This is a genomic window from Promicromonospora sp. NPDC060271 (genome assembly GCF_042726755.1).
Taxonomy (GTDB): domain Bacteria; phylum Actinomycetota; class Actinomycetes; order Actinomycetales; family Cellulomonadaceae; genus Promicromonospora.
Genome location: NZ_JBHXBG010000089.1, coordinates 1 through 23,450, shown reverse-complemented (window position 1 = coordinate 23,450; position 23,450 = coordinate 1). Strand labels below are relative to the sequence as shown.

Below are 23,450 nucleotides of genomic sequence, written 5' to 3'. Positions count from 1 at the left end.
GCACCAGCACCCGTGCTGGTGCTGGTGCTGACCCCAGCGCCCGTGCCATTGGTGCTGGTGCTGGTGGTGTTCGGGCCCGTGCCCTGGTGGCGCCCGCGGGTCGACATGGCCTGTCCGCAAGACAAGCACAGCCCGTCCTGGGTCCGGGTGACCTGAGTGACGAACTCGTTCCACGACACCGTCACGTTCAGATGCGGCGCGATCAACGCCCCCGGCGAAGCCTGGTTCGTGTCCAGCACCACCCGCGCCACATCCGCGAGACCCTGTGCGCGGCGCTGCGTCGTGGTCCGGGTGTCGTCCGCAGACGGGGCACCCATCACCGCGTTCAGGGCGGTGGTGAGCTGCAGGCCGTGCTCGTCGGTGAGGAACCCCGCCACGTGATACCCACCGAACGTCTTGGCCAGGTCGAAGAACTCACCCTGGGCGGCCTTGTCGTCATCGAGGTCGTCGGTGTCCGGGTCGGTGATGGTCGCGAACCGGCGGGCGACCTTCCGGAACTGGTCCGCGTTCAGGACACCAGCCTCCCGCAGGACCACACCCTCACCCGTAGTCAGCGTGCCGTCCGCGACCGCGCCCTCCAACACTTGAGTGACCAGTTCTCGGGTGTGGGTGCCGTCGGGGTCGTCTACGGGGTCGGGGAAGTCGACCGCCACGCTCTGCACGAACTCTTCCGGTGTCGTGGTGTGGCCGGTGCGGGTATCGATCAACCACGCCAGTGCGTCGGTACGCGTCTCGCTGGTGGGCGCGATCTCCGTCATCACCCTCGCGTGGTCCGCGCCCAGGGTTCCGGCGACCAACCGCTCCCGCGTCACCGGCAGCGCGGTCGCCAGACGACGCGCGATCGTCATGTCCTTACCCGCCGTCGACGCAGACACACCCTCACGCAACCGGAGCCAGGTCGTGAACGTGCGGGCCGAGCCACCAGCCCGCCAGGAACCCTCGTTCTCGATCCTCGGCAACAACGTGTAGCGGACCCCGTCGAGACGGCCGGTGATCCGACGGATCCGGGTGTGTGCGTCGGCCAGGCGACTGATGCTCGGGGCGTCCCACCCGGTCAGGGCCTCCGGAGTGGTCCGGGCGGTGAGGTGGTCTATCTCGTTCTCGATCCGGGCCAGCACGTCCTCGATCGAGACCACAGCAGGCAGGCCACCAACGGGACCGCTGTTCGTCGTCTGCTCCATCGTGCCCACCCCCCGCCGTCCTGATCGCCCGCTCTAGTTCTCACTCCTTCAGTACGTCTATTATCTCGAACACTCGTGCGTCCCGCTGGCCAGATCTCAAATCTGTGGATAACTCTTCAGAGCCCCGACAGACCCCCGTCACCGACCCCGCACGCGCCCGTCCCCCACCGGGTCCCCGCGCACTCCGCCGTCCTTCCCGCGAGGCTGTACTCATGGACGAGTTCACCGACTACATCGCGAGTCTCGACGGCTCGATCCGGGACGCCGTCGAGCACGTGCGGGCACGGGCGCTTGAGCTCGTGCCCGACGCCGAGGAAGGCATGAGCTACGGCATGGCCGCGCTGCGTTATCGGGGCAGCCCGCTCGTGTCGGCCCGGGCCACGGCGAAGCACATCGGGCTGTACCCGTTCAGCCCTCCCGCGATCGAGGCGCTCGGGGCCGAGCTGGCCGGCTTCTCGACGTCGAAGGGAACCATCCGCTTCACGGCCGGCCATCCCCTGCCCGACGACGTCCTGGACCGCCTGATCCTGTTCCGCCGCGACGAGATAGACGCGATGCGGTCGCGCTGACGATCGATCATGCCGCTGTGACCGACGGGACGCCTCACGCCCTGCGGGTCACCCGTGCCGGTCAGGGCGCCGTCCCGCCCGTCTCCAACATGCTCGGCGCCCCCGCGGTCAGCGCCAGCACCACGCGGTGAAGCACCCACACGCGGCCGCGAGCGCCGTCCCGATCGCCGGTGCCCCTGCCTGCCAGAGCAGGTAGCCGACGCCGCCGAAGAGGAGTGCTTCGAGGGTGACGCGGGCCGACGGCGGGATGGTCACCCGGGCCTTGGGCGAGAGGAACGGGGCCCAGGCGGCGATGACGGTGGCCGGGGCGAGGATGACGAGCAGGAAGCGCCATCCGCCGTCGGACAGGGTCCAGCCCGCGTAGGCGGCGGCGCCGAGGAGGGTGAGCTCGAGGACGAAGCGGACGAGGAGCGCGGTTGTTCTCACGGGCGCAGGGTATGCGGTTCGGTGAGGACGGCATGGCGCACGGCGCGCAATCGGTCCGTGCGCACGAACGGCCCGTGGCGGCTACACGCTGACCACGCTCGGCGAAGCCCCGTGCGCCGGCACTGTCACATCTGATGCCCGTACCTCGTCAACGGGGTATGACGCGAGAGCATGTGCTCATGACGGACCCGGAGACCTCTCAGGACGGCGATACAGCGGACGCCCGACGACCGCGCGGTGCGCGGCTCGACGGCGCCACCCTGGACCGGCTGCGCCCGCTGGCGTTCAGTGTGGCGTACCGGATGCTCGGCAGCGTGGCCGAGGCGGAGGACGTGGTCCAGGAGGCGTTGCTGCGTCTCTCGCAGACCGAAGGGGTGCGTAACCCGGACGCGTTCGTGACCACGGTGACGACTCGGATCGCGATCGACGTGCTGCGTTCGGCCCGGGTGCGGCGTGAGTCCTATGTGGGTGAGTGGCTGCCGGAGCCTCTGGTCGGTCCCGTGCAGGCGAACCTGCCGGTCGCCATGGCGTCCGCGCCACTGGACGCCGCGGCACACGCGGAGCTGGCCGACGACCTCTCGACGGCGTTCCTCGTGCTGCTGGAGAGGCTCACGCCTACGGAACGTGCGGCCTTCCTGCTGCACGACGTGCTGGGTTACTCCCACGCCGAGGCGGCCGGCGTCATCGGCACGAGCGAGGTGGCCGCGCGTCAGCTCGCTTCGCGTGCCCGGCGGCGGATCTCGCGGGAGCGTGACGACGCCGCGCGTCCGGCATCGGCCCGGCCGGCATCCGCACACGCCGACCGGGCACGTGCGGAGGAGCTCGTCACGCGGTTCCTGGCCGCGTGCGAGGAGGGTGCGGTGGACCCGTTCCTGGAGCTGCTCGCCGAGGACGTGGTGTTCACCGGCGACGGCGGCGGGAAGGTGCCACCGGGCTTCTCGATCGCCCGGCCGGTCTCGGGGCGGGACACGGTGGCGCGTCTCCTGGCGGTCTTCATGCGCCGTGGCGCGCCCATCCACTTCGAGCGTGCTCTGGTGGGTGGGGAGCCGGGTCTGCTCATCGTGGCGGACGACGTCATCGGCGGCGGTCTGATCGGTACCTGGTCGTTCGAGGTGGTCGACGGGCAGGTCGCGGGTATCCGCGGCGTGATCAACCCGGAGAAGCTGCGGCACCTGGGGCCGCAGGCGGACCTGGAGCGGCTCCGGGAGTGGCTGATGACCAACCGGCCGCACAGGGGCGCTCGTTAGGCGACCGCGCGGGTCACCCACGCGGGTCCCCATGCAGGTCGCCCAGGTGCGTGCGCGTCCCCGCGCACGCACCCGCAGGGTCAGGCGCCGGCCGCCGTCCCGGGCAGCGCTTCGGACCGGCTCCCGGCCACCGGCGCGTCCTGCACGAACCACATGAGCACCAGGCCGACGAGGACGACGGCGACGATCCCGAGGGTGCCCCAGATGGTCGCGCCGGTCACGGCGATGGTGATGGTCCACAGGGCGCTCGACATCCAGGACGCGGCGCGGCCGGTGGTCGCGTAGAGGCCGAAGATCTCCGACTCCTTGCCCGCCGGCGTGACCCGGGCGAGGTAGGACCGCGACGCGGCCTGTGCGGGCCCGACGCAGGCCGAGAGGATCAGGCCGCCGACCCAGTAGACGACGGGGCCGAGGTCGCGCAGGAACACGACGCCGAGCCCGGCCACGACGATGACGCCGAGCGTGCCGAGGATGACGGAGCGCGGGCCGAAGCGGTCGTCGGCGAACCCCACGAGGACCGTGCTCGCCCCGGCCACGAGGTTTGCGGCGATACCGAAGACGATGACCTGGTCGTCGGAGAACCCGAAGCTGACGCCACCGATGATCGCGCCGAACGCGAAGACGCCGCTCAGGCCGTCGCGGTACACGGCGCTGGCCAGCAGGAACCAGAAGGTGCGGCGCGAGGTGCGCCACAGGCCCTTGATGTCGCGGAACAGCACCGCGTAGCTGGCGAAGAACCCGACGGTGGCGCGGCCCTTGGTGGGCGGGAGCTCCGGCACGAACGCCAGGATCGGCCAGGCGAACGCGAGCGCCCAGAGCGCGCAGCCCACGGCGATCACGCGGAAGGCGAGGCCGTTGTCCGTCGGCATGCCCCACCAGTCGGCGCCGTTGGCGATGACGACGAACAGGAGCGCGAGGATGCCGCCGACGTAGCCGAGTCCCCAGCCGAGCCCGGACACCTTGCCGACGGTCTTCGGCGTGGCGACGGAGACCATCATCGCGTTGTAGTTCACGCCCGCGATCTCGTTGAGCACGCTGCCGAGACCGATCAGGGCGGCGCCGAGCACGAAGTACGCCGGGTCGGCCTCGACGAACCACAGCGCGAGCATGCACAGGACCATGCCGCCCGTGCCCCCGGCGAGCCACACCTTGCGGCGACCGGTGGCGTCGGCACGCTGCCCGAGCACGGGGGCGAGCACCAGGATGAGCAGACCGGCGAGCGTGTTCCACAGGCCCACGCCGCTGGTGAGCTCGGCGAGGCCGCGCTCGTAGGCGGGGTCGTTGTCGCCGAGGGCCGCGACGGCCGGGTCCAGGAAGGACTCCGTGGTCAGGTACAGCGCCGTGAACACGAACGTCAGGATCACGGTGTTGAACGGCTGCGTGCCCCAGTCCCACAGCGCCCACGAGAACACCTGGCGGCGCGGGACCCGGACACCCTCCTGCAGCTCCAGGCCCGTCCTCGGCGGCGGGGGGCCGTCGGTGGTGGGATCCGGTGTCTCTCGTCCGCGGGCGGCGTCGGTCATGGCGGCAGTCTGCCCGGATCCGGTGAACGGCGGGTGCCGAAGGCGGTCACGATCTGATACCGACGCCCGGGCCGGAGCCGCGGGTGGTGGGTGCGTATTGATTGCTCTCGCACCGGGTGCCGTCTAGCATCGAGCGCCCGGGCGTACAGGGGGTCTGATGCCAGGTCACGACGTGTTTCTGTGCTACGACTCCGCGGCGGACGAGACGTTCGCGCGGAGGTTCGGCGCGCTGCTGGCCACGTTCGGCAGACGACGGCTGTGGCACCGCAGGCCCGCCCTTCGGCTGGCGCCCCGCCGCACCGACGCGCTGACCGACAGCACCTGGCTCGTCCTGCTCGCCTCCCCGGAGGCGGCCCGCTCACCCCAGGTCGCCGACGAGGTGGACCGGTGGCTCGACCGGCACGGCACCGACCGGCTGCTGATCGGGCTGACCCGCGGCGGCGACATCAGCTGGGCGGGGCACCGGCCGACGGACGGGAACGACACGCTCCCGCCCGCGCTGATCGCCCGGCTGCGGACCGAGCCGAGATGGGTCGACCTGCGCGACATCGCACGGCTCGAGCAGCAGGACGCCGGCAACGCCCTCGTGCGCGAGAGCCTCGCGACCTTCGCCGCGAGGCTCCGCGGGATCGAGAAGGACGAGCTCATCGGCGAGCACGTGCAGCGCGAGCGCCGCGCACGCGTGGTCCGCCGGGCCACGCTGTCCGCCCTGACCGTGCTGCTCTGCCTCACCCTGGTCCTGGCCGGCGCGTCCTTCGTCGAGGCGCGGCGGGCCGACGCCGAGGCGCGCGCGGCCGACGCGCGGCTCCTGGCCGCCACCGCCCTCGCCGTCGCGGGCACCGATGCGGAACGTGCGGTGCTGCTCGCCGCCGAGGGCTACCGGCTGCACCCCGACACCCAGACGTTCACGGCCCTCCTGCGCAGCGTCGAGGCGACGGGCCCGCTGGAGCGCCGCGTGGACCTCGGCGGCGACGTCGTGGCGCTCGCCGCCGCGCCACTGCCCGAGGACGGCGACGCCGGGACCGTCGTGGCGGGCACCGCCGACGGCGCCGTGTGGCGGTGGCGCCTCGGACAGGAGCCCGAACGACTCGCGTCGCTCGACGGCCCCGTCACCGAGGTCACGGTCAGCTCGGACGGGGAGAGCGTCGCAGCGGTGGCCGACGGCGCCCTGTGGGTCTCGGCCCCCGCGTCCGGCACCTCCGGCCCCTCCGGCCCCTCGGGCACGGCCGGCCTGACCGGCCTGACCGGTGTGGTGGACGTCGCCGTCGCCCCGGACGGCGAGCGCCTGGCGGTGATCGTCTGGGACGACGACACCCACGACCTCCTGCTGCTGGACGGGACGGGCCGGACGCGCACGGCAGCGCACGACCTCTCGGGGACGTCCCTCGAGACGGTCGCCCTGACCGAGGACGCCGTCGTGGTCGCGATGCGCCGGGTCCCGTCCGGGGCCGGGCACTGGCAGCGCCGGTCCCTGCCGGACCTCGAGCTGGTGCGTGAGGCGGGCGTCGTCGAGCCGCTGGCCGGCGAGTTCGTCGAGCACCAGGTGTCACCCGACGGCGCCTGGGTCACCGCGTTCCGCGGCGGTGCACTGTACGCGGCGGACACGACCAGCGACGATCTGCACCGCGTGGCGGCACCGGACGCCCTCGGCCCGCTGCTGCCCGTCACCGCCGTGCCGTCCGGTGACGGGGCCGACAGCGTGCTGCTGTCCCGCCGGGACGAGACCTGGGTGGTCGAGCTGCCGACCTGGAAGCACGAGCGCGCCACACCGCTGCGCGGGATGCCTGCGGCGGACGCCGCCGCGTTCGTCGACGGCGACCGCGTGGTCACCGCGCACGGCGGGGTCCTGGCCGCGTGGGACCTGACCTCCGCGTCACCGCTGACCAGCTCTGCCGAGACGGACAACGCCTACCTCGCCGACACCGCCCTGTCCCCCGACGGGAGCCGCGTGACGACGAGCGGCGCGAGTCTCCTCGACGGCACCGGCAGGACCTACGGCACGGTGGCGAGCTACGACCTGACCGGTGGCACGGGCGACGGCACGGACGGCAGCACGGACGGCGACGACCTGCGCGCCACCTTCCGCGCCGTCCAGCCCGGCCGAACCGGTGACCGGCTGCTCCCTGTGCCCCTCGACGACGGCCGCGTGCTGGTGGTGACCCCGGAGGACGGCACCGTCAGCGACGCCACGGGGAACCTCGCCGAGGACGACCTCACGACACCTGTGCCGCTGCGTCCCCTCGAGGCGCGGTACGAGACCGGGCTGCGGTCGGTGCGGGCCGCGCGTGTCGTCGGCGACCGGCTGGTCCTCGCCGACGGCCACGGCCGGGTCCAGGTCCGGGACGCGTTCGGCGGGCGGCTGCTGCACCGCGCGACGGCGGACCACGCCGCAACGAGCGACCCGTGGGCCGTCGAGGCGGCCGTCAGCCCCGACGGCCGGTACGTCGCGTTCCACGACCTCTCCCCGCTCGGCTTCACCGCAAGCGAGGCCACGATCTCGGTGCTCGACCTGCGCCAGTCCCGGACCCGCACGCTCACCGTCCCCGTGCGGCAGTACGTCAACCACCTCGGCCTGCGCACCGCGGCGTCCGTGCTCGACCTGACCTACGGTGACGCAGACCTCCTGGTCTCCCAGGTCGACGGCGTCCTCGTGGCCGAGCCCGACGGCGAGGCGGTCCGCACCCGGATCGACTCCGTCGTCGGCTCGACCGCCGCCTACACGCCGTCGTCCCTGGCACCGGTGCCCGGCACGTCCCTGGTGGCCCAGGCCGGCGAGCTGGACTGGATCCGGCTCTACGACACGCGGACCGGCGAACAGGTCGGCAGCCTGACGCTGCCCGACGCAGGGGGAACGCTCGATCCGCTGTGGCTCGGCGCGGGCCCCGACTCGCTGCTCGCGCTCAGCGGCTACGACGCCGTCCGGTGGGACCTGCGCCCGGCGGCCCTCCTGGCCGCCGCGTGCGCGTTCGCCGACCGCGACCTGACGGTCCGCGAGTGGACGCAGACTGTCGGCACCGCCGCACCCCACGACCTGACCTGCGGACGAGACCTGTAGCCGGCACCACGACGAGCCCGGCACCTACCGCGCGACCAGCCGACGAACGACCGCCCCCGAACGACCCCGCCCCGAACAGTCAGGAGTGCCGCAGATGGCCCGCTACGACGCGTTCCTGTCCTACAGCCACGCGGACGACGGTGACTTCGGGCCGCGGCTCCAGTCCCTGCTCGAGGGGTTCGCCCGCCCCGGCCCGCGCCGTGCGCTGCGCGTCTTCCGGGACGAGCAGAACCTCGCGGCCGACCCGGACCTGTGGGGCTCCATCGAGCGGGCACTCGTGGACTCCGAATGGTTCGTGCTCCTCGCGTCACCGGCGGCGGCCCGGTCGCCCTGGGTCGACAAGGAGGTGGCGTGGTGGCTCGAGCACCGCTCGGCGGACCGCCTGGTCGTCGCGCTGACGGCGGCCGGTCCCGACATCCACCTCCCGCCCGCCCTGCGGTCCCCGGGCGTACGACGCCCCGTCGTGGTCGACCTGACTGCCGTGTCGCGCTCCGGCCCGCTCGATCCGCAGGACCCGCTGGTCCAGCGCACGGTCGCCGAGCTCGCCGGGCCGCTCCACGGCCGGCCGGTTCCCGACCTCATCGCCGCCGACGCCGCTCGCCGACGCCGGGCGGCGTCGTCCGCCGTGAGCGCAGGCGTCGTCCTGACCCTGCTGATCGCCGGCGCGGTGGGCGCAGGCCGCCTGGCGACGGCACAGGCCGACCGGGCCGACGCCGAGACCCAGGTGGCCACCGCGCACCTGCTCGCGACGACGGCGCTCGCGGCCGCCGCGACCGACCTGGAGCGCGCGGCCCTGCTCGCGGTCGAGGGATACCGCCTGCACCCCGACACGCAGACCCTCACCGCGCTGCTGCGGTCCGTGAACGGGTCGAACGCGATCGGCGCACGCGCCCTGGTCGGCGCGGAGGTGATCGCGGCCGCCGCCGCGCCGGACGCCACCGCCGCGCCGGCGGAAGGACCAGGAGCAGGAGCGGTGATCGTCGCAACGGAGGCCGGCGAGATCCTGCGCTGGGACCTGCGGGGCGCGCCCGTCCGCCTCACCACGCTCGACGCCCGGCCGAGCGCCCTGGCCACCAGCGGCGACGGCACCGTGATCGCGGTCGCGACGACCGGTACGAACGCGGCGGTGTGGCTCCATGCCGACGACCAGACCCGGAAGGTGCACGACGGCGAGGCCGTTGACGTCACCGTCGACCCGTCCGGCGAGCGGTACGCGGTGGTGCGCTGGCAGACGGCCGCGCACACGGTGAGCATTCGCGCGACGGCGGACGACACCGTCGTCGCCGACGCCGACCTCTCGCGCACGGTCTACGACGCGGTCCGGCTCCAGGACGACACGGCGGTGCTCCACCAGCGCTGGACCAACGGGGGTCTCGGCCCCTGGCAGCGGCGCTCCCTGCCCGACCTGGACGTCCTCGACGAGGGCACGGTGCTCGACGGCGACCTCGCGGACGAGGTGGGAAGCGACGTCGCCACCGCACAGGCCACCACCACCGACGGGAGCTGGGTCATGACCCAGCTCGACGACGCCGTCCACGGGGTACGGACCGAGGACGGCACGACGGTCACCGTGCCCGTGCCGACCGCGCTCGGCACGTTCCCGCCGTCCGTCATGGCGTTGTCCCCCAGCGGCGGGAACGTGCTCCTCGCCCGGCGCGACGAGGTGTGGATGGTGCGGCTGTCGAGCTCCGGCTGGGAGCACCGGGCCGAACGGCTCGAAGGCGTCGGGACACCGGACGCCGCGGTCTTCCTCGACGACCGGAGGCTCGTCATGACGCACGGTCGCACCCTCACGGCCTGGGACGTCGGGTCCGCCGACGCGCTGGCCGAGACGGCGGTGGTCGAGGGCGGGACGGCACACGACCGGGCGCTCACGCCGGACGGCGCCACCGTCGTCTCCGCCGGGGAACGACCGGGCGCCGCACCCGCGGGCGGCGACGAGGGCCGCCTCCTTGCCATGACCCACACGTTCGACGGCGAGGAACCCGGCACCGACGGGCTCGACGTCCGGCCGGCGGGCACCGCGCTCCTCGGAGACCTCTCGGCGCCGGCCGGGGAACGGCTGCTCCCGGTCCCGCTCGCCGACGGCACGCACCTGTTCGTCGACGCCGAGGACGGGAGCGTCTTCGGGGCCGGCGGGGCACCGGTGGACGAGACGGCGGGCGAGACAGCGGACGACACCGTCGTTCCTCCGCTCGAGCCGCTGTACGAGACCCGGCCGGGCCGCGTCCTGGACGCCGTCGGCCACGAGGGACGGCTCGTCCTGGCCGGTGCGAACGGTGCGGTACAGGTGCGCGACGCTCGCACCGGTGACCTGCTGGCCGAGGCAGCGGCCCCCGCCGACGCCGGCTTCGCGGCCCAGGCCGCCCGGATCAGCCCCGACGGGCGCTTCGTGGCGTTCCACCACGCCCGGACGTCGGACCGGACGCTTCGCGACGCACGGATCCAGGTGCTGGAGGTGGCGACCTCGACGGTGCACACGCACGAGCTCACCGCCGGGCGCCTGACCTCACGGGCCAACGACAGGTTCTGGCGGTCCGAGGTCGAGCTCGTCTTCGGTGACGACTACCTCGCCGCCGCGCACGCCGGCGGGATCGCCGTCCTGGACCGCGACGGCCGCACCGTGCGGCGGGAGATCGCCGCGCCGACGTCGGGCCGCCAGAACACGGTGGCCCCGGTGCCCGGCACCACCCTGGTCGCGGTGGCCGGCGACGCCGACTGGATCCGGCTGTTCGACACCACGACCGGGGAGGAGGTGGGGCACCTGTCCGCGCTCGCCGGGAGTGCCGACGGCGACTCCCCGCTCTGGCTGGCGGCCGGCCGGGACACGCTGTGGGCGGTCGGGCCGCGCTACCTGACGCGGTGGGACGCCCGTCCCGCGCGCCTGCACGCCCAGGCCTGCGAGTTCGCCGCGCGGAACCTCACCGCCGACGAGTGGCGGCAGGCCTCGGGCGGCGCCCGACCACCCGCCGACCTGACCTGCGAGCGCCCGCTGGAGAGCCGATGAGGACGTCCCGACGGGATGCCCGGCCACAGGTCCGAGCACAGGGCCGGCCACAGGTGAGGGCACAGGTGCGGCCGCGCACCCGGCGGCAGGGCGCCGTCGCGTGCCTCGCGGTCGCGACGCTGGTCGCCGCCGGTGTGCTGCCTGCGGGGCTCGCCCCGGCCCGGGCCGGCTGGCCGGACGCGCCGTCGCTCGTCGAGTCGCTCGTCGCCGCCGCGCACGCCGCGTCGGCGACCGATGCCGACCGTGCGGCGCTGCTCGCGGCCGAGGCCTATCGGCTCGAGCCTTCGGCCCGGACGCAGGCCGCGCTGCTGTCCGTCCTCGACGCGGCCTCGCTGCTCTCGCGGGAGGTGGTGCTCGACGACGAGGTCGCCGCGATGGCGTCGGCGGTCGACACCGGTGCGGTGCTGGTCGCGACGGCGGGCGGTGACGTCGTGCGCTGGGACCTCTCCGGAGCCCCTGAGCCGGTGGGATCGGTCGGCGGCTGGGTCACGGAGCTCACCGCGAGCGGTGCCGGTACCACCGTCGCGGCGCTGGGTGCCGACGGGAGCGTGCACCTGCTGCGGGACGGCGCGTCGGAGACCACGTTCACCTCCGCGCTCGATGTCGCGGTCTCACCGGCGGGGCGGTGGCTCGCTGCGATCATCGAGGACGACGACGGGCGCCGGCTGGTGGTCCAGGACCTGCACGCCGGCGCCGATGCCGCCGTCCTCGAGCACGAGCTCGACGACACGTACGACTCGGTGGACCTGGACGACGAGTTCGTCGTCCTGTCCGCGCTGGACAGCCGGCTGGGCGACCAGGGCGGCTGGGAGCGCCGCTCGCTCCCCGGGCTCGAGGTGACACGGCGCGGCTCGGTCCTGCCGGACAGCACGTACGACGCGGACCTGGCCGCGTCCGCGATGGTGTCCCCGCACGGTCACTGGGCGGCGAGCGTGCACCCGACCTTGACGACCGTCGAGAGCACGTCGGACGGGGAGCGGTTCACCCGGCCAGGTACCGGGGCGCCCCTGACCCTCGACGTGCGGACCGTCGTGCTCTCCCCGGCGGGCACGCGGTACCTCGTCGTCCGGGACCAGAGGAACTACCTGTTCGACCTGACGTCGGAGACCGGGAACTACTGGGAGCTGCAGGGCGCCGTTGCGGCCGACGCCGCGGCCTTCGCGGACGAGGACCGGGTGGTGACGGCGCAGGGCAGGGTGCTGACGCTCTGGGACACCAACCTGCCGGTTCCCCGTACGGAGATCCGGGAGACCGAGGTCGCCGCGCTCGACCGGCAGGCGGTCGCGCCCGGCGGGCGGTTCCTCGTCGCGGCCGGTGACGAGCCCGGCAGCGACGCCGTCAATCTCGCGGTCACGTACGACCTCGACGACACGCCGGACGCCGGCGCCGAGGTCCCAGCGCCGATCCCCGCCCGGATCGGCGCGGCCGTCGAGCGGCACGGGGCGGAGGACACCTGGCTGCCGGTGGTGACGAAGGACGGCACGACCCTGGTGGTCGAGGCGGCCGACGGCACGGTGCGGGAGGCTCGTGCGACGGCGTCGGTCAGCGAGCTGTCCGACGCGGCGGACGAGCTCACCGGACCCGAGTTCGAGGAGATCTACACACCTCCTGTTCGCTACGAGACAGGGCTGCGGGACGTGCTCGGCGCCCGGATCACCTCGGGCGGGCGGCTGGTGCTCGCCGCCGCGGACGGGTCCGTCCGCGTCCTGGACCCGCGGACCGGACGCGTGCGCGAGGAGGCGCGGCTCTCCGGTGGTCCGTGGACGTCGGCGGAGGTCTCGCCCGACGGGCGGCACGTGGCCTTCGGTACCGGCGCGACGGTCGCCGTGGTCGACCCGGCCACCGGTCGGTCCGAGGTCCAGCTGCTCAAGTTCGGCGACAACGGCACCACCAAGGCCGAACCGGTGCTCGGCTTCGGCAAGGACGAGCTCGTGGTGGCTCGTTCGGGCGGGGTGGCCGTGCTGGAGGCGGACGGCAGCGCGGTCCGGGCCGCGGCGGACGTCCCGGTGCCCTTCGGGATGCGCTCGATAGCCGTCCTGCCCGGCACCGGGATCGCCGTCCTGGCCGGCGACTCCTCGCTGGCGTTCCTGGTCTCCGTGACGACCGGCGAGCGCATCGGCGAGCTCAGTACCCAGGTCGGCCGCCCGTCGCTCACCGCGGAGGCCGGCTGGCTGCTCGCGGTCGGTAGCGACGCGGGCAACCGGCGGGTGGTCCGCCGGGACACCAGCGCGAGCGGCCTGCTCGCGACGGCGTGCGCGGTCGCCGGACGAGACCTGTCCGTCGAGGAGTGGTCGTGGACCGTGGCGGCGCCGCCGCCGTCGGACCTGTCGTGCGATCGCGCCTGGTGAGCCCGGTGAGATGGCATCGTGAAGACAGTCTGGCGAGACGGCCCGGAGAATGAGAGCAACGCACCGAGCCGGGCTACGATCCCCTCGTGCCCGTACCGCCCCTGCCCGACCCGCAGCCGGTAGTGCTCGACTGGCGGACCGACCACCTGCTCGGCGAACCGTTCCAGGAGGCCCCGCTCGGGCCCGCGACGCTGGTGCGCTACCCGCACCCGGACGACGCCCCTTCGCCGCACGCCGCCGTCGTCCACGTGCACGGCTACAACGACTACTTCTTCCAGGCGCACCTGGCCCGCGCCTTCGCCGCCGCCGGCTACGCGTTCTACGCCGTCGACCTGCGGGCGGCCGGGCGGTCCCTGCAGCCCGACCAGATCCCGCACTTCGTGATGGACCTGCGCGAGCAGGCCACCGACATCTCGGCCGCCGCCCGGACGGTGCGCGCCCTGGAACCGGGGCTGCCGCTCGTGGTGCACGCCCACTCCACCGGCGGGCTCACCGCGGCGCTGTGGGCGCATGCGCACCGCAACGCCGTGGGCGCCGACGCCGGGCCCAACGCGCTGGTGCTCGACTCCCCGTTCCTCGACCTCTGGGCGTCCGAGTTCCAGCGCGGCGTCGGCACGCGGCTGCTGGACACCGTCGGCCGCCTCGCCGCCACCGCCGTCGTCAAGGACGGGCCCTCGCGGTACGCGGAGCACCTCCTGGCCGCCAACGGCGGGCGCTGGGAGTTCGACACGACGCTGAAGCGGCCCCAGGGGCTGCCCAGCCGGGTCGGGTGGTTCGTCGCGGTCCGGCGCGGTCAGGCGCGCGTCGCCGCGGGGCTGGAGATCGCGTGCCCGGTGCTGCTGGCGCGGTCCGACTCCTCCGGCCCGGACTCGCTCGACAACCCGCTGATCGACGCGCAGGACACTGTGCTCGACGTCGAGCAGATGGCCGCGCTCGTGCCGTCCCTCGGGCACGACGTCACGGAGCTCGTCGTACCCGGCGCGGTGCACGACCTGACGCTGTCGGCCAGCGGGCCGCGCGAGGCATACCTCGACGGCATGTTGAAATGGACGGACAGCCGGGTGGGCGCCGCCGTCGGTGCCCGGGACGCGACCTGAGGCCCGCACGCACGACCACCGGCAGGACCACGCACGACCACCCACCCGCACGACCACTCAGCACCGAGACACGAGGGACAGCCAGTGACCTATTTCGAGGGGCCGTTCCAAGCCCTCGCCCATCGCGGATTCGCACACGCCTCGGTCGGCACCGAGGGCCTGGAGAACTCGCTCGCGGCGTTCGGCGCCGCCGTCGACCTCGGCTTCCGGTACGTGGAGACCGACGCGCACGGCACCGCCGACGGCGTAGCGGTCGCACTGCACGACGAGTCCCTCGACCGCACCACCGACGGCACCGGCCTCGTCGCCGAGCTGCCGTGGTCCGACGTCAGAGAGGCCCGCATCGGCGGCGTCGAGCCCGTGCCGCTGCTCGAGGACGTCCTGGGCGGCTGGCCGGAGCTGCGCGTGAACATCGACGTCAAGCACGCCTCCGGCGTGGGCCCCGTGGCCCGGGCCGTCGAGAAGACGTCGTCCTGGGACCGCGTGTGCGTCACGTCCTTCGCCGCCGCGCGCCGCCGGGCGACGCTCGCCAAGCTGTCCCGCCCGGTGGCCACGTCCGCCGGACGCAACGAGATCAGGGCCTTCCTCACCGGAGTACGCCTGCGCACCCGCCCCCTGGCCCGTCGCTCGCTGCGCGACGTCGACGCGCTGCAGGTCCCCGTGCGCGAGAAGTCCGTCACGGTCGTCGACGCCGCGTCGCTCGAGGTGGCGCACGCGCTCGGCAAGAAGGTGCACGTCTGGACCATCAACGACCGCGACGAGATGGAGCAGCTGATCGATCTGGGCGTCGACGGTCTGGTGACGGACCGCGCGGACCTGCTCAAGGACCTCCTGATCGAGCGGGGTCTCTGGGCCTGACGCCGACATCGGCTCACTCGCAGCCCACGCCGTCACCATCTCGGTCCAGGTGCGAGCCGTAACCCGGGTCTCCGGCGTACACCGGTGCCGCTCCGTCGGCCCGAGCAGCGTCGCAGTTCTCGTAGTAGGTAGTGCCACCTACATCAGCCGAGCCGTCGTCCGCCGACCCGCCGGTCCCGGCACCCGCAAGCGCCGCAGCCTCCGCGGCCTCTGCTGCCGCTTCCCGCTCGGCGACCTCGGCCTCCCGCTCGTCCAGCTCTGCCTCGGTGGTCTTGACTGCCGACTCCCGGTTCTCCACCTTCTCCGCGGCCTGTGCGACGTCGCTGGCCCGGGTGCTGAGCTTCTTCCGATCCGATACCAGCTTCGCCTCGTCGGCCTCGAGCGCGTCCTGAGCCTTCGCGAGTGCCTCGGCCTCGGCCCGCAACACCGCTCGGTCGCTCTCCACGGCGGCTACAGCTGCGGCGGCTGAGGACTCAGCGACCTCGGTGGCTTCGACGGCGGCCTGGTCGCCTCCGCTCCCGCCGATGCCGATGCCCAGGAAGAAGGCGACGGCTGCCGCCACGACCCCCGCGACGATCAGCGGCAGCCGGCGCCGCGACGGCTCGCGGGCCTCGTCGTCCGGCACGTCCACGGCGACGGCGCCCTCGCCGATCAGGGCCGTGTCCGGTACATCGACCCACAGCTGCCAGCCTGCGGGCATCGACCATTGCGGATTGGGCTGCCAGCTCAGATCAGGTGTCCAGTCCGACGGCGGAGCCGGCCAGCCCGGCGGGAGGTTGTAGACCTTACGCACGATGGGCCCCTTTCAGGGTCGGCGCGCGGCCTCGTACCGCACGCGGGTTTCCCCTGTGCGACTGGACGCTAGGCCTCCGGCGCCTCGCTTCGCGCGAAAATCGGGCAAGATCACCCACCGTTCATCCGCCCTCGTTCGAGCCGGGGACAGTGCACGGATGCTCTCGGCTTCGAAGGCGGCCTGCCTACGTTCGACGCCTGACTTCGGCGCCCGCCGCTGCCATAGCGGTCCGCAGCTCAGCCCAGTGTCAGCGTGACCGGGGTGCCCGGGCCCTGGGTCGGCGGCTCCTTCGAGACCTCCGCGTAGGCGGCGGCGAGCAGCGTCGGGTCGGGGCCTTCCAGGCGAACCGGCTTGGCGACGTCGTCCAGCACCACGAACCGCAGCAGGTCGCCGCGGGTCTTCTTGTCGCGCCGCATGGCGGCCAGGAGCTGGTCCCAGCGGTCGCCCCGGTAGTGCACGGGAAGCCCGAGCGAGGACAGGATGGCTCGGTGCCGGTCGGCGACGTCGTCGGGGAGCTTGCCGGCCATGCGGGCGAGCTCGGCGGCGAAGACCATGCCGACGCTGACGGCGGCGCCGTGGCGCCACTGGTACCGCTCGGCCAGCTCGATCGCGTGCCCCAGGGTGTGCCCGTAGTTCAGGATCTCCCGCAGGCCCGCCTCCTTGAGGTCCTCACCGACGACCTGCGCCTTGACCCGGACCGACCGTTCGACCAACTCCGCGATGACGGCCCAGGTCTCGTCGGTGGCCTCGGTGCCCGCCCAGTTCCGCAGCTCGTCGACGTGCGCCTCGACCAGCTCCAGGATGACCGGGTCGGCGATGAAGCCGGTCTTGACGACCTCGGCCAGGCCCGCGACCAGGTCCCACTTGTCGAGCGAGCCGAGGGCCGCCAGGTCGCACAGCACACCGGCCGGCGGGTGGAACGCACCGACGAGGTTCTTGCCCTCGGACGTGTTGATGCCCGTCTTGCCGCCCACCGCGGCGTCGACCATCGCGAGCAGCGTGGTCGGCACGTGCACCACGCGGATCCCCCGCAGCCAGGTGGCGGCCACGAAGCCCGCGAGGTCGGTGGTGGCTCCGCCGCCGACCCCGACGACCGCGTCCGACCGCGTGAAGTCGAGCTGGCCCAGCAGGCCCCACAGGAACGCGGCGACCTGAGGTGTCTTGGCCTCCTCTGCGTCAGGCACCTCCGCCACGAACGCCTCGTACCCGCCGGCCTTCAGGTCCTCCGCAATCGCGTCGGCGGTCGCGGACAGCGCGGCCGGGTGGATCACCATCACCTTGCGGGCCGCACCGACCAGCGACGGCAGCTCGCCCAGCAGGTGCCGGCCGATGACGACGTCGTAGGGTGCCTCTCCCCGCACGGTGACCCGCGTGGGGGCCGTCCCGCTCGGAGCGCTCGTGGTGCTCACGTGGTGCTCTCCTCGTTCTTCTTGGGGTCGATCAGCTCGCCCGCCGTGGCCTCGAGACCCAGTGCCTCGAGGATCTCGGCGGCCACCTGCTCGCCGGGCCGCTCGCTCGAGACGACGGTCAGGGTCGCGAGCCGCTCGTACGTGGGGCGCCGCTCGGTCATCAGCTTCTGCCACTGCGCGCGCGGGTTGCCCAGCAGCAGCGGCCGGGCCTGGTTCATGCCCACCCGCTGGGCGGCGATCGCGAGCGGCACGTCGAGGAAGACGACCTGCCCGCCGTCGGCCGTGTACTTCTCGAGCGCCTCCTGGGTGGCGGCGTTCATGACCGCGCCGCCGCCGAGGGACAGGACGCCGTCGTGCTCAGCGAGGGCGGCGAGCACCGCGGCGCGCTCCAGCTCGCGGAAGTGGGGCTCGCCGTCGTCCACGAAGATCTCGCTGACCGGCTTGCCCGCGATCTCCTCGACGTCGGCGTCGGTGTCCCGGACCGTGACGCCGAGGCCCGCCGCCAGGATGCGGCCGACCTTCGACTTGCCGGATCCGGGCGGGCCGATCATCACGGCGACGGGACCGTTTCGGACGGTGTCGCTCACTGCAGCAGCTCCGGGATGGCCGCGAGGTAGGACTCCATGTTGCGGCGCACCTCGGCCACCGAGTCCCCGCCGAACTTCTCGACCGCGGCCTCGGCGAGGGTGAGCGCGACCATCGCCTCGGCGACGACGGCGGCGGGCGGCACCGCGCACACGTCGGACCGCTGGTGGTGCGCCGTGACGGGCTCGCCGGTGGCGGTGTCAACGGTCGGCAGCGCGCGCGGCACCGTCGAGATGGGCTTCATCGCCGCACGGACGCGCACGACCTCACCGTTCGACATGCCACCCTCGATACCGCCGGCGCGGTTGGTCGTGCGGCGGATCCGCCCGGCCGCACCCTCGCGCACGATCTCGTCGTGGGCTGCGGTGCCGCGGCGGCGTGCGGTGCGGAAGCCGTCGCCGACCTCGACACCCTTGATCGCCTGGATCCCCATCAGGGCGGCGGCGAGCCGCGCGTCGAGCCGGCGGTCGCCCTGCACGTAGGTGCCCAGGCCGGACGGCACGCCGTAGGCGAGCACCTCGACGACGCCGCCGAGCGTGTCACCGTCCTTCTTGGCCAGGTCGATCTCCTCGACCATGAGCTTCGAGGACGAGGCGTCGAGGCAGCGCACGGGGTCGGCGTCGAGCGCCGCGAGATCGTCGGGGGTCGGGAGCGCCGAGTCGTCGGGCACGCTCGCCTCGCCGATGGCGACGACGTGCGAGACCAGGCGGATGCCGAGCGCCTGCTCGAGGAACTTCGCGGCGGCGACGCCGAGCGCCACACGGGCCGCGGTCTCGCGGGCCGAGGCACGCTCCAGCACCGGCCGGGCGTCCTCGAAGCCGTACTTGCGCATGCCGATCAGGTCGGCATGGCCGGGGCGCGGGCGCGTCAGCGGCCGGTTGCGGGCCACCTCGCGCTCGTCGCCGGTGCCGGCGTCGACCATGAGCGCCTCCGGCGGCACCGGGTCGGCGGACATCACGTCGGTCCACTTGGGCCACTCGGTGTTGGCGATCTCGATGGCGAGCGGACCGCCCTGCGTGATCCCGTGGCGCAGCCCGCCGAGCACCCGTACCTCGTCCTGCTCGAACTTCATGCGCGCGCCCCGGCCGTAACCGAGGCGGCGGCGCGCGAGCGCACCCTGGATGTCCTCCGTCGTGAGCTCCACCCCGGCGGGCAGACCCTCCATCACCCCCACGAGAGCAGGACCGTGCGACTCACCCGATGTCAACCAACGCAGCATGATGCGATTGTTTCACGCGCGTGACGCAGGCCGCGCCCGCTGTCCACAGGCCGTCGGCCCGCCGCCGTCAGCCCAGTGCCGCCCGGAGCGCTTCGTCCATCGCGGCGAGCGGCGCCGGACGGCCCGTCATCAGGCGCACCTGCTCTGCGGCCTGGTGCAGGAGCATGCGCTCGCCGCCGACGGTGTCGGCGCCCAGCGCGGCCCAGGCGGTCTGCAGGGCCGTGGGGCGGGGGTCGTAGACAACGTCCAGGAGCACCCCGCGGGGCTTCTCCCCCGTGTCGGTCAGCAGCCCGGTCAGCAGCGGCGCCCACTGGTCGGCGGCGTACTTCGGCGTCGTCGAGACGACGGCGTCCGCGACCGCCAGGGCCGACGTCGTCGCACGCTCGTCGAACACCTCGAACGACGGGCTCACCCCCATCCGCGCGACGGCCGCGCGCAGCGGGCCGATCCGGTCGAGGGAGCGCACGAAGACCCGCGGCGAGACGCAGCCGAGCTCCGCCACCGCCGCGAGGGCCGACGCCGCTGTCGCACCGCCGCCGAGGATCACCGCGTCGGCGACGCCGCGGGCGCCGAGGCTCTCGCGCAGCGCCGCGACGATGCCGTGCACGTCGGTGTTCGTGCCCGTGGTGGTCACGGAGCCCCCCGCAGCGGAGAGCCCACCCCCGGAGAACAGCACGGTGTTGACGGCGCCCACCGCCTCGGCGAGCGGGTCCACGTGATCCAGGAGCGGGATCACCACCTGCTTGAGCGGCATGGTCAGGCTCAGGCCCGCCCAGCCGGCGTCGACGTCCCGCAGGAAGCCCTCCAGCGCCCCCTCCGTGACGTCGTGCACGCCGTACTGCCAGCCGTCCAGGCCCAGGGCCCGGTACGCCGCGCCGTGCAGCACCGGGGACAGGGAGTGCGCGACGGGGTGGCCGAGCACGGCGGCCCGCCGCGTGGTCGTGCGCGTCGTCCTGGTGCTCATGCTCAGTACCCGTTCTCCGCTGCCCAGGCCTGGTACTCCGCCTTGAAGACCTGGAACTCGTCGGCGCTCGCCGTGAACTTGGTCTCCTGCGTCTCGAGGTTCACCGTCACGTAGTAGATCCAGTCACCCGCCGGCGGGTCCAGCACGGCTTCGACGGAGGCCCGGCTCGGCGCACCGATCGCGGTCGGCGGCAGGCCGTCCATCCGTCGCGAGTTGAAGGGGACGTCCGTGGTGTTCGAGAGCTGCTCCCGGGTCAGCTCGTGCGCCGGCTTGCCCCAGTAGTACGACTCGATCGCGTCCATCCCCAGCACCTCGCTGGTGTCCAGGCGGTTCTGGATGACCCGGGCGACCTCACCCCGGTAGTCGTCGGGCGCCTCGCGCTCGACGATCGACGCCGTGATGATGACCTCCCGCCACCTCTCCTTCGGGACCTGCAGCTCTTCGAGCTCCTCGACCGTCAGGGCGACCATCTGCTTCAGCACGTCCGCCGCGCTCGTGCTGTCCGGCTTGACCTCGTAGGTGTTGGCCGCCAGCCAGCCCTCCAGCTTGCCCCCGGCCTCGGCCGGCAGCCCCAGGGCGCCTGGGTCCGCGACGGCCGCCTTGACGTCGGCCTCCGGCCAGCCCGTCTCGATCATCGTCTGCTCGATCTGCGCGACCGTGCTCCCCTCGACGACGGTCAGGCCGGCCCGGTCTACGTCGTTCTGCGCCAGCAGCGCAACGGCCGACTCGGCGCTCATCCGCAGCTTCATCTCACGGGTGCCCGGCTGGATCGACGCGGCGTCCGGGTTCGCGTTGAACGCCCGCACGAACGCCTCGGCGCTGGCGACCACGTCCTGCTCCGCGAGCTGGGCGCCGATCGTGTAGCCGTTGCCCTGGGGCACCTCGACCACTATCGGCTCGCCGCCCGTGCCCTCGTAGTCCGGGGCGGCCAGCGGGGTTCGGATACCGAAGAGATAGCCGTCGTTGACCACCGTCCACGCGCCGAGGGCCCCGACGACCAGCAGGACGGCGACCACGGCGACGACCAGCGGTCGCCTGGACCGCTTCTGCCGCCTGTCGCGCCTGCCGCCGCGCCGGTCGCCCCGGGTGCCACCGTCACGCCTGCCTCCGGACATGTCCCGATCTCCTCGTCGGCCGCGAGAGCCGCTGGCGTGCCGCGGTGGCCCCTGATAACTCACTCCGGGAAGGGCCTCGGTCACGCTCGCTCCGTCCTCTGCGCCGCCTGGATCTCGGTTGATCCATGCTGCTTGATGCCTGCTCGATCCATGCCTGCTCGGTGCCGGCGCGGTACCGGCTCGGTGCCGGCTCTACGACTGGTCACGCCCGGGCGCGACGTCGCGATCGCATGTCACGATCGCATCACAGCCCGGGTGCCGCGAACGCTACCCTCATCGGCACGTCCCCGGCCAACTCCCCACGTCCCGGCCCAGGGCGCGAAGAACGCCCACGACCAGGGAATTCACCCGTTCGCGGCCTCCCACTCACGCAGCTCCTGGACGTTCCGCTGATGCGCCTCGAAGTCCTCGGCGAACTTCGTCTCACCGGTGTCGAGGTTGACCGTCACCCAGAACTTCCAGTCCCCGGGCGTTGGGTTGAGGACCGCGTCGATGGACACCTCGCCGGGGCTGGCGATCGGGCCCGGCGGCAGGCCTGAGTGCCGATAGGTGTTGTACGGGTTCTCCGTGTTGTCGCGGTCGGCCCGCGTCAGCTCGGTGCCCGGCTTCCCCGCGCCGTACGCGAGCGATGCGTCGATCTCGAGCCGCATGTCGTCGTCCAGCCGGTTCTCGATGGCGCGCGCGATCTTGGGCTTGTCGTCACTGTGCAGGCCCTCGCGCTCGACGAGCGACGCCTTCGTCAGCACCGCCTGCCACTGCTTGGAGGAGACGCCCTTCTCCTCCAGCACGCCCTTGGTGCGCTCGACCATCTCCGAGAGCAGCCCGGCGGCCGTGGCGTCGGGCTCCAGCGTGTAGGTGTCCGGGTACAGCCAGCCCTCGACCTTGCCGTCGGCCTGGTCGGGCAGCCCGATCTCCGCCGGGTCCTCCAGCGCTGCCTGGAAGTCCTCGGCCGGCAGCCCGCTGACCTGCACGGCGCGCGCCACGATCTGGTCGGCCGTGTAGCCCTCCGGGATCGTGAGCTGCAGGTCGACCGTGTCGTTCTTGACGAGCAGCGCCACCGCGTCGCTCGCGGGCATCTCCTCGAGCATGGTGTGGGTGCCCGGACGGATCAGCACGGAGTCCGGGTTCGCCTCGAACGCGGCGGTGAACGCGGAGACGCTCGCCACGACACCGGCGTCGTAGAGCGCCTCGCCCATGGCGGTGCCGGTGGCACCCTCGGGGATCTCGACGTCGACCTGGTCGCCGCCCGGTCCGGGGAAGTCCTTGGACGCGAGCGGGTTCGACAGGCCGGTCAGGGACTCGAGGTTCAGCCAGACGGCGTAGCCGGCCCCGCCGACGAGGACGAGGGCGATCAGGAGCACGACGACGGAACGGCCGTTGCGGCTCCGCCGTCGGCGGCGCTGTGCCCTTCTGCTCGACCGGGGCTCGGGGAACGCGGGGTCTTCCTGGTTACGCGGGGGCGCCGTGAAGAGATCCGTCACCGGAGACTCACTGTCCTTCGTTGGGGGGCGACTGGGTGGTCGTGCACAGTCACTCGTGCGTGTCTGGCACGGTCCGCGCCTCGACGAGCTCGCCGGCGCGCTCCCCCTTCGCCCGCTCCGCGTCGAGTGCAGATTGCAGAATGATAACGGCTGCGGCCTGATCGATCACCGACCTGTGCCGTTTGGTTTTGCGACCGGCCGCGGTCAGGGCCTGGTGCGCGGAGACCGTGGTCATGCGCTCGTCCACGAGACGGACCTCCGCGCCCTCCCCGGCCGCCGCGAGGGCGACGACCAGGCGGGCCGCGAAGGCCCGCGCGTCGGCCGTCGCAGCGCCCTCCTTGCCGGACAGGTGCCTGGGCAGCCCCACGTAGACGACGGCGGCGAAACGCTCCTCCGCCTCGGCGACGATCCGGGCGACGTCGGCGGTGGTGCCCCGGGCGCTCCTGCCCCCCTTGCCACTGCCGTCTCTGCCACCAGGCGCCAGGACCCGCGGCACCGTCTCCACCGGGGTGGCGACGAGGCCGTCGGGGTCGCTGGCGGCCAGCCCGATCCGCGCCATGCCGACGTCGACCC

At 73.3% G+C, this 23,450-nt stretch carries 18 protein-coding genes; 7 read left to right on the top strand and 11 right to left on the bottom strand.

The window, feature by feature from the left end; genetic code table 11:
* Window positions 1-1,181 (bottom strand): DUF222 domain-containing protein (locus tag ACFWE2_RS14925; protein WP_377225018.1); only part of this gene is annotated, 1,181 nt, incomplete at its 3' end.
* 212 nt (window positions 1,182-1,393) lie between these two features.
* Between ACFWE2_RS14925 and ACFWE2_RS14920 the strand changes: the two genes are divergently transcribed.
* On the top strand, window positions 1,394-1,750 hold the full coding sequence (locus ACFWE2_RS14920) for an iron chaperone (RefSeq protein WP_377225017.1): 357 nt from the start codon (window positions 1,394-1,396) through the stop codon (window positions 1,748-1,750).
* A 108-nt stretch (window positions 1,751-1,858) separates the two neighbouring features.
* On the opposite strand, the gene ACFWE2_RS14915 is transcribed toward ACFWE2_RS14920, so the two are convergent.
* Complete coding sequence (locus ACFWE2_RS14915; protein ID WP_377225016.1) at window positions 1,859-2,176, bottom strand: YrdB family protein; 318 nt, start codon at window positions 2,174-2,176, stop codon at window positions 1,859-1,861.
* Between the two features lie 179 nt (window positions 2,177-2,355).
* Between ACFWE2_RS14915 and sigJ the strand changes: the two genes are divergently transcribed.
* A complete protein-coding gene (gene sigJ, locus ACFWE2_RS14910) occupies window positions 2,356-3,423 on the top strand; it encodes an RNA polymerase sigma factor SigJ (protein ID WP_377225015.1) in 1,068 nt (355 codons plus the stop codon).
* An 80-nt stretch (window positions 3,424-3,503) separates the two neighbouring features.
* On the opposite strand, the gene ACFWE2_RS14905 is transcribed toward sigJ, so the two are convergent.
* Window positions 3,504-4,946, bottom strand: a complete 1,443-nt coding sequence (locus ACFWE2_RS14905) for an MFS transporter (protein ID WP_377225014.1) — start codon at window positions 4,944-4,946, stop codon at window positions 3,504-3,506.
* Window positions 4,947-5,103: 157 nt separating this feature from the next.
* Here ACFWE2_RS14905 and ACFWE2_RS14900 point away from each other — a divergent pair, with 157 nt between their 5' ends.
* The 5 genes from ACFWE2_RS14900 (at window position 5,104) to ACFWE2_RS14880 (ending at window position 15,311) form a co-directional block, all read left to right on the top strand.
* A complete protein-coding gene (locus ACFWE2_RS14900; RefSeq protein WP_377225013.1) occupies window positions 5,104-8,001 on the top strand; it encodes a hypothetical protein in 2,898 nt (965 codons plus the stop codon).
* A gap of 94 nt (window positions 8,002-8,095) precedes the next feature.
* A complete protein-coding gene (locus ACFWE2_RS14895; protein WP_377225012.1) occupies window positions 8,096-11,008 on the top strand; it encodes a toll/interleukin-1 receptor domain-containing protein in 2,913 nt (970 codons plus the stop codon).
* 65 nt (window positions 11,009-11,073) lie between these two features.
* Window positions 11,074-13,356: a hypothetical protein gene (locus tag ACFWE2_RS14890; protein ID WP_377225011.1), complete on the top strand. Its 2,283-nt coding sequence runs from the start codon at window positions 11,074-11,076 to the stop codon at window positions 13,354-13,356.
* 86 nt (window positions 13,357-13,442) lie between these two features.
* A complete protein-coding gene (locus ACFWE2_RS14885; RefSeq protein WP_377225010.1) occupies window positions 13,443-14,453 on the top strand; it encodes an alpha/beta hydrolase in 1,011 nt (336 codons plus the stop codon).
* Between the two features lie 84 nt (window positions 14,454-14,537).
* Window positions 14,538-15,311, top strand: coding sequence for a glycerophosphodiester phosphodiesterase family protein (locus ACFWE2_RS14880; protein WP_377225009.1), 774 nt, complete (start codon window positions 14,538-14,540; stop codon window positions 15,309-15,311).
* Between the two features lie 13 nt (window positions 15,312-15,324).
* Here the strand turns inward: ACFWE2_RS14880 and ACFWE2_RS14875 are convergent, their stop codons facing one another.
* The 8 genes from ACFWE2_RS14875 to ruvX all read right to left on the bottom strand — a co-directional run.
* On the bottom strand, window positions 15,325-16,104 hold the full coding sequence (locus tag ACFWE2_RS14875; protein WP_377225008.1) for an excalibur calcium-binding domain-containing protein: 780 nt from the start codon (window positions 16,102-16,104) through the stop codon (window positions 15,325-15,327).
* 236 nt (window positions 16,105-16,340) lie between these two features.
* A complete protein-coding gene (aroB, locus tag ACFWE2_RS14870) occupies window positions 16,341-17,513 on the bottom strand; it encodes a 3-dehydroquinate synthase (protein ID WP_377225007.1) in 1,173 nt (390 codons plus the stop codon).
* Entirely contained in the window at window positions 17,510-18,064 is a 555-nt protein-coding gene (locus tag ACFWE2_RS14865; protein WP_377225019.1) for a shikimate kinase, read from the bottom strand. The genes aroB and ACFWE2_RS14865 overlap by 4 nt, the downstream gene beginning before the upstream one ends.
* Before the next feature lie 32 nt (window positions 18,065-18,096).
* The gene (aroC, locus tag ACFWE2_RS14860) at window positions 18,097-19,317 is read right to left on the bottom strand and encodes a chorismate synthase (protein WP_377225006.1); all 1,221 of its coding nucleotides are present in this window, start codon (window positions 19,315-19,317) and stop codon (window positions 18,097-18,099) included.
* Between the two features lie 67 nt (window positions 19,318-19,384).
* Window positions 19,385-20,281, bottom strand: a complete 897-nt coding sequence (locus tag ACFWE2_RS14855; RefSeq protein WP_377225005.1) for a shikimate dehydrogenase — start codon at window positions 20,279-20,281, stop codon at window positions 19,385-19,387.
* A gap of 2 nt (window positions 20,282-20,283) precedes the next feature.
* The gene (gene mltG / locus ACFWE2_RS14850) at window positions 20,284-21,396 is read right to left on the bottom strand and encodes an endolytic transglycosylase MltG (RefSeq protein ID WP_377225004.1); all 1,113 of its coding nucleotides are present in this window, start codon (window positions 21,394-21,396) and stop codon (window positions 20,284-20,286) included.
* A gap of 344 nt (window positions 21,397-21,740) precedes the next feature.
* Window positions 21,741-22,877 carry an endolytic transglycosylase MltG gene (mltG, locus tag ACFWE2_RS14845; protein ID WP_377225003.1) on the bottom strand — a complete coding sequence of 379 codons (1,137 nt, stop codon included), beginning with the start codon at window positions 22,875-22,877 and terminating at the stop codon, window positions 21,741-21,743.
* 49 nt (window positions 22,878-22,926) lie between these two features.
* Window positions 22,927-23,450 (bottom strand): Holliday junction resolvase RuvX (gene ruvX / locus ACFWE2_RS14840; protein ID WP_377225002.1); only part of this gene is annotated, 524 nt, incomplete at its 5' end.